8 protein-coding genes are annotated in these 7,314 nt (G+C 36.8%); 2 read left to right on the top strand and 6 right to left on the bottom strand.

From position 1 onward, the window contains the following. From AC22ZQ_RS11010 to AC22ZQ_RS11035, 6 genes are all read right to left on the bottom strand, one after another. The coding region (locus AC22ZQ_RS11010) for a hypothetical protein (RefSeq protein WP_318958823.1) at nt 1–368 on the bottom strand (368 nt) is incomplete at its 3' end. Further along, nucleotides 365–1,039 (bottom strand): head GIN domain-containing protein, encoded by a 675-nt coding sequence (locus tag AC22ZQ_RS11015; protein ID WP_318958824.1) that lies wholly within the window; start codon nt 1,037–1,039, stop codon nt 365–367. The genes AC22ZQ_RS11010 and AC22ZQ_RS11015, both read right to left, overlap by 4 nt. Before the next feature lie 10 nt (nt 1,040–1,049). Then, nucleotides 1,050–1,910 carry a hydroxymethylglutaryl-CoA lyase gene (locus AC22ZQ_RS11020; protein ID WP_318958825.1) on the bottom strand — a complete coding sequence of 287 codons (861 nt, stop codon included), beginning with the start codon at nt 1,908–1,910 and terminating at the stop codon, nt 1,050–1,052. Nucleotides 1,911–1,958: 48 nt separating this feature from the next. Next, the gene (locus tag AC22ZQ_RS11025; protein ID WP_318958826.1) at nt 1,959–2,744 is read right to left on the bottom strand and encodes a DnaJ domain-containing protein; all 786 of its coding nucleotides are present in this window, start codon (nt 2,742–2,744) and stop codon (nt 1,959–1,961) included. Then, nucleotides 2,734–3,702 (bottom strand): DUF4421 family protein, encoded by a 969-nt coding sequence (locus AC22ZQ_RS11030; RefSeq protein WP_318958827.1) that lies wholly within the window; start codon nt 3,700–3,702, stop codon nt 2,734–2,736. The genes AC22ZQ_RS11025 and AC22ZQ_RS11030 overlap by 11 nt, the downstream gene beginning before the upstream one ends. An 89-nt stretch (nt 3,703–3,791) precedes the next feature. Then, on the bottom strand, nt 3,792–5,831 hold the full coding sequence (locus tag AC22ZQ_RS11035; protein WP_318958828.1) for a S9 family peptidase: 2,040 nt from the start codon (nt 5,829–5,831) through the stop codon (nt 3,792–3,794). A 121-nt stretch (nt 5,832–5,952) separates the two neighbouring features. Here AC22ZQ_RS11035 and AC22ZQ_RS11040 point away from each other — a divergent pair, with 121 nt between their 5' ends. Beyond that, the gene (locus AC22ZQ_RS11040) at nt 5,953–6,720 is read left to right on the top strand and encodes a class I SAM-dependent methyltransferase (protein ID WP_318958829.1); all 768 of its coding nucleotides are present in this window, start codon (nt 5,953–5,955) and stop codon (nt 6,718–6,720) included. A gap of 48 nt (nt 6,721–6,768) precedes the next feature. Next, nucleotides 6,769–7,314, top strand: a 546-nt coding sequence (locus AC22ZQ_RS11045; protein WP_318958830.1) for a LamG domain-containing protein, incomplete at its 3' end; no start/stop codon positions are given.

Here is a 7,314-nt window from a genome sequence, read left to right on the forward strand (position 1 = left end):
ACACCCGCTTTAACTTGCAGTAAAAATCCATTTTCCAAACTGATTTTATCAGAATATGTATAAAAGGCAAAGTTTTCCGGTGAGCATAAGGACATACCTTCCTTTCTTGGGTCAGGTTGAAGACTATCAAAACATATATTGATTTCATTCAATAACTCCCTTTCTATGCTATCGCGAAAAGTTGAGTCTTCAAAGCTTGTGGATATTTCAATACTTCCTTCCGGTGCTTTTTTCTCAGGAACTGCCTCTACGGCAACGACATCGTCTTGTGTTTCGATAATCACTTTATCTTCTTGTTCAGAAGGTGTGCAACCTATTAAAGTAATACTTAATAATAAAGTACTTAATGTTTTGTTTTTCAGATTCATAGTTGAATAACTTTACCACCTAATTTTATCTTTTTCTTTACCTCAGGATTACCCTTGTAATTGATTACACCACCACTTACTATTTTGGCGTCGAGGTATTCTGTGGGGTGACATATTATCTCACCACCAAATTTTATTTCGGCTTTTATTTTTTTCGCTGCTAAAAATGAAGCTGCTATATAACCTCCAGTTGCTATGGATAAATCTAAGTAATCTGTATTGCCTTTAAGACTAATTGAACCTCCTTGGTTAATGTTGGCTTCTATCCATTTTGTAGAAACTGAAACATCTATCGTTCCGCCGGCAAATACCTCTAAGTTCAACTTTTCACCCTTATGAATTAATGAATCATCACTGGTGATTGTCGCACCTTGGTTTGCACTAATTTGTTGCAGTCCCTTGGTGTAAATTGCCAACTTAATGTCTTTTTTCATTAAAGTGGAGCCCAAGTATTTAATCACCAATTCATCGCCTTTATAAATTAACTCCAGTTTTTCTAAATCTACATCTTTTCCTTTGTTGAGAACTTCTAGGTAGTTAGAATCACTGGCGTAAAGCGTAGCTTCCATACGACCACTTATTTTCAATTCAGAGAAATCTGTAAGTTTCTTAGTTTGGGCTTGAAGTCCAAATCCTAAACTTAATAGCGCAAAAAGACTTAAAAGTTTCATGAGTTTTTATTTAAACTGGAAATACTTGTAAACTTAACTCTAAGCTATCTCTAAACGCATCGAAATCTAAGCCAGTATCAATTCCATTTTTGTCAAACCAGTGTAGCATTCCCTCTGTTGGCATATTCCCCGTTAAATCATCTTTGGCCATAGGACATCCGCCAAATCCTTTGATAGCTCCATCATAACGTCTACAGCCTGCTTCGTAAGCACTTTTAACTTTCTCTGCATATTCTGTAGGTGTAGAATGTAGGTGAGCACCAAATTCAACCTCTGGTAAGGCAGGGAGAAGGGTGGTAAAAAGTTGTGTGATAATTTCAGGATTAGCAACACCTATCGTATCTGATAAAGCCAAGATGTTTATCCCGAATTCTTTATATAGTCGTTCTGACCATTGTGTAACTAATTCTGGCGACCATGCATCACCATAAGGGTTTCCAAAGCCCATAGAAATATATACAACCAGTTCCTTTTTCGCTTTTTGTGTGATGTTTACAATTTCTTCTAAACGTCCAAGACTCTCCTCTATACTAGCATTGGTGTTTCTTTGTTGAAAGGTTTCTGAAATAGAGAAAGGGTAACCTAAATAATCTATTTCTTCAAATTGACTTGCGTCTGTAGCTCCTCTTTTATTGGCAACAATTGCTAATAATTTGGAGATACTTTGTGATAAATCGAGTTGCTTTAGAACCTCTGCCGTGTCGCGCATTTGTGGAATCGCTTTTGGACTAACAAAACTTCCAAAATCAATGGTGTCGAACCCTACTTTTAAAAGCTGATTAATGTACTGCACTTTAAGGTCCGTGGGTATGAAATCATGTAGCCCTTGCATAGCGTCTCTTGGACACTCAATAACTTTTAATTTATCCATGCCCTAAATATAAGGAAACTGGCCGATTTTCAAGGAGGAAAACCAGGTTTATGCGTAACGTTTTTCCAATATTTCGTAGGCTTTTTGAATTTCAATGAACCTATCTTGGGCTATACTGATTTCTAGTTCGGAAGCGTCTGTTAATCGGTCTGGGTGATGAATTTTAACTAATTTTCTGTAGGCTTTCTTGATTTCTGCAAAATCTTCAGTAGGATGTATTTCTAAAATTTTAAATACAAGGTTGTTATTGTGAGATGTAGATGTTTTGGTGTTTCGATATTTGTAATGTTTTTTCTCACTTTCCTTTTGCTTATAAGTACCAATGATGGCTTCAAAGTGATGCCCAATTCTTAAACCTCTTGTAAAGGTATGAAGGTATTTCATTTCTCTAGGTGAAATTTCTCCATCTTGAAAACAAAGACCTGCAATGAAGTAAGTGATGTTTACTTTTTGATTTTCATCGGGGTAGTGCTTATTGATCCATTTCACAATGCTCGCTGATTTCAAGGGCATATTTTTAGTTCCCTTGAACGAGTTCAGAAATTCAGTGGTATCTTCAAAATAGTTGAATTTCTTTAAGTAATCATATAGGTATTGTTGCTTTTCTCTATATCCTTCACGTTGCAATTTCATTACGTTGTAGGATAAAGCAATGAGGATTTCTATTAAGTTTTCTTTAGATTTACCAAAACTAGGGGGAATTTCTCCCTTGGTCCAAAACGCACTCTCAAAGTAGTTTTTAAACCATAAGATTGCAAGTAGTAAAAAGAGAATAAATACGATGGTTTGAATGGCGTCAACTTCTAAGAAGAAGGCGTTGATGTTAAGCGTCATCTTTTGGTTTCTTTTTGTATTTAAATCGATATCCTCCCGTAATGGTGAAAGAATAGTACGATTGTCTATAACTCAGTTGATTAAAACGTATGCGTTTGTTGTTGTATTGAGCATTGAGCATCACAAACCAGTCGTCAACATTATAGCCACCTTTTACATTGATATCAACACGGGGTGAAAGTCCGAGAAAACCACGGGCCACTTTTTCTGCACTGAAGAATTTGGTTTGAATTACACCTCCTAAACCAGCCCACCCACCATATTGCCAGCCATTTATATTGTTTACATAAGCAAATCCAGGAACAGCGCCCATGTCTATAGAACTAAGGTTTTGAGCTCGGTATACAGAGATTGTGGTGTCGAAAAATTGGTAAGGAATAATATGATCGGGATCTGAAACACCGTGAACGTCTATGGTTGGTTTGATATAAAATGAGTGAGCCTGGGCAGTATATCTACCGGCAATCCCCATAGCAGGTTTAACCTTAAAATCTGGGTTGAAAAACCTCCAAGCTGCAATTGATACCGACGAATTTTGTGTAGCGTTTTGAGTTTTGTTATTGGAATGTTGATTCCCTAAAGAAGGGTCTATATTTGTGGCATTTTTTATAGAGAAACCTTTATAACCGTTAATGTTTCCGTTAAAAAACCATCCCTTCCAAGGAAATGAAGCACTTAGGTCCAAATACTCAGTTTTACCGTATTTCTCCGTATTTCTTATGTATCCAGGAAGTTTAAAACGCAGGTTAAAACTGAACCATTTATAGGTCATTCCAATACCCGCAATCGCATTTAAGTTGGGGCGATAATTGATGCGGTCAACCTCTGGGTTAAATTCTGATTTTAAAGAGAAGGGAGCTGTTCTAAACCCCACACTAGGATGAACAATAATCTTGTCCTTATGCATTTCATAAGGTAAGTCTTGAGATCTACTTACTGTACAAGTAATTAGAGCCATCAAAATCATTGATATACATCCGATAATTTTCACCGACACAAAAGTAAAATAGGAAGGTTTAACCTCCTAATAATCTTTATTTAATATTTCTATGCAATTAAATTTTCTTCCTTTAAAAGGTAAGCGTAGTTTTTAACGATTTCTTTACGTTCTGTACTTCTACCGCTTCCTCCACTGTGTCCAGCATCCATATTACAATCAAAAATTAAGGTATTGCTGTCTTGTTTTAAGGCTCGAAGCTTAGCTATCCATTTAAGCGGTTCCCAGTATTGTACCTGACTATCGTGATATCCGGTAGAAACAAACATTGAAGGGTAGTGCATTGCTTGAACATTATCGTAGGGTGAATAGCTCAACATGTATTGGTAATAATCCTCTTCTTTTGGATTTCCCCATTCTTCGAATTCACCCACAGTTAAAGGAATTGATTCGTCTAGCATGGTGGTAACCACATCTACAAAAGGTACTTGCGCTATAATTCCATTAAAGAGATAAGGGGCCATATTTATAATAGCACCCATGAGCATTCCTCCTGCAGAGCCACCTTGTGCATAAAGACCATCCGGTTTACAGAAATGGTTGCGTTTTAAGTGTTCTGCACAATTAATGAAATCAGTAAATGTGTTCTTTTTCTTCAGCCATTTACCATCTTGGTACCATTTTTCTCCCATGTATTTACCTCCTCTAATATGAGCAATAGCAAATACAAATCCTCTATTGAGTAAACTTAACCTATAGGCGCTAAACGTAGTTGGAATGGTGATTCCATAGGATCCATAAGCGTACAATAGTAAAGGTGCTTTACTTATTTCTACATCCTTTCTGTGAACCAAAGAAATAGGAATTTTGGTACCGTCGTTTGCGATAGCCCAAGTTCTTTGAGAAGTGTAATCTGAGGCGTTGAAAGCCGGGTTAGGTACCTCTTTTACGAAATGAACACTTTCTTTATTCGATGCCATATCGTAGGCCAATACACTCGGAGGTGTAGTCATTGAATTATAGCTGTAGTATAAGATATTGCTATTAAAGTCTTCGTTTACAAAGAGTCCTATGCTGTAGCACTCTTCATTCATATTAATTTTATGTGTTGATTTATCACTCCAATTAATAAGGGTAATACTACGGAGTCCGTTTTCTCTTGAAACCACAACAAGGTAATCCTTGAAAACGCTAAATTCTTCTAAAAGTACCTGCTCATCATGCGCTACTAATATTTCATAGTTTTTATCAATGGATGGATGTTTGGGGTAGAACCTAAGTTCGTTATTTAGCGCATTTTTATTTGATAATACGATATATCCGTTCTGGAAAGATTCCACCTCGTAGAGGTGATCTTTTTCTTTCTCAAAGAAGACTACAGGAGCCTGCAAAGGGTTGTTGGCGTCTATTAAATAACTTTCTGAACGCGTTGAAGAGTAGAGGTTTATTTGAATGAATTTATCGTCTTTAGTCTTTCCAATAAAAACGTAAAAACGTTCATCTAACTCCTCAAAAACGAGTTGGTCTGTTGAAACATCCGTTCCTATTTTGTGCCTGTAAACCTGAAATTCTCTCAGTGTTTCGGGGTCTTTTTTAACATAGAAAACATAGGTGTTATCGTTGGACCATACAACACTTCCGTCTGTGTTTTCTATTGTGTCCTCCAGAAAATAACTCGTAGCATTGTTCCTGAAGCGTATTTGATATTGTCGCCTTCCGACAGTGTCTTCTGCCAATGCTAATAGTTCATTGTTAGGAGAGGGGAGCCAAGCCGCTAAGTTATAGTAACTATGACCTTGTGCTCTTTCATTCTCGTCTAAGAAAAGCAGTTTCTGATTGTCCTTTAGTCGGTAATAAATGGGGTAATCCTTTTCGGCTAAATTCTCTCTTTGGTACCAATTTCCTTCCATGTAAAAAGGAGCACCTTTATCGTTGGGGTCTATATTTTGCTCGAACTCTTCAAGAATTTCTTCTTGCGTTTTTTGGGTGTCCTCGAAATATGAATTAGCGTAATTGTTTTCAGCATTGATGTAGGCCAAAACTTCTGCATTGTCGCGTTGGTTCATCCAGAAATAATCATCTGTTCTTGTGTGACCATTTGTTGTGATTTTATGGGCTTTTTTCTGTGCGATTGGTGCTTTGCTATTCATCGTAATTTCCATTTTTGCGAATGTAGAAAAAATGATAGATTTCCTGCTTTTTATTCGCTATTGCTTTAAACTGTCGCACAAGTTTCTATTTTTGTGAGGCTTTGCAATAATTAATAAAATCATGAAAAAACTATATAAGTATTTACTCAATAAATTACCGCGTCCCTTATTGATACGTTTAAGTTATCCTTTTAAGATGGTTGCGCCTTTATTGTACAAAGGAAATAAGGTGGAATGTCCGGTTTGTGAAAAGAGTTTTAGTAAGTTCCTTTCCTACGGATCTAATGTTGCGCACAGAGAAAATGTACTTTGTCCGTACGACCTTACTTTAGAGCGCCATAGATTAATGTGGCTGTACCTAAAGAATGAAAGCAATTTCTTTACGGATGATCTAAAAGTCTTGCACATTGCACCAGAGCAGTGTTTTCACAGCAGGTTTAAAAAGCAAAAGAACCTTGATTACTTAACCGGTGATCTGGTTTCTCCAATTGCAGATATGCACTTTGATTTGCACAATATTCCTTTAGAAGACAATCGATTTGATGTTGTTTTCTGTAATCACGTATTAGAGCACGTGGATGATGCTAAACAATGTATGCGAGAATTGCACCGCGTAATGAAACCTGGTGGGTGGGGTATAATGCAGGTTCCACAGGATATTAATAGGGAAAAGACCTATGAAGATCCAAGCATAACTTCACCAGAAGAAAGAGAAAAACACTTTTGGCAAAAAGATCATGTTCGCCTATTCGCATTGGATTATCCAGATTGGCTCAGAGAAGCTGGTTTTAAGGTAGAAGAATACGATCCAACAAAACATTTTACTATGGATAAAATTGAACGCATGCGTATTAGTCCAACAGAATTATTATATGTTGTTTCTAAATAATTACCCAATTTAATTAAGTATTTAAATAAAAGATTGTAACTTATTAAGATGAAATTAAAATACATTTGTACAACCTTAAGCCTGTTCTTATTGGGGGTATCCCAAGCACAAGTAGGTTTAGAATTTGATGGCGCTAACGATTATGTAGATTGTGGAACAAATAGTTCAACAGCTGTTACAGGGAATGCTTTAACGGTTGAAGCATGGATAAGACCAACTTATTTTGGTGGAGCGAATACAAGTAATGCGGTGGTGACACGCATAAATACCGGATTCCAAGATAATGATGGGTATGCATTAAGTGTAGGTAACGGGGGAGTTGTAACTGCAGAAGTAGGTTATGGAACTACCACTGCACCCTACGCAGTTCTTGTTTCAACAAACCCTAATGCGGTTAGTTTAAATACGTGGTCGCATATTGCCATGACTTTTGACGGTTCCATTCTTAAGATTTACGTAAATGGAGTTTTAAACACATCTGCTTTCGCTGATTATCCAGTATCAGCTTCTACGCAACCTTTGGCGATTGGATATAGACCTCAATACAATCAAGGTTATTTCAATGGCTCTATAGATGAAGTTAGGATATGGAAC

This window comes from Lishizhenia sp., assembly GCF_057456495.1.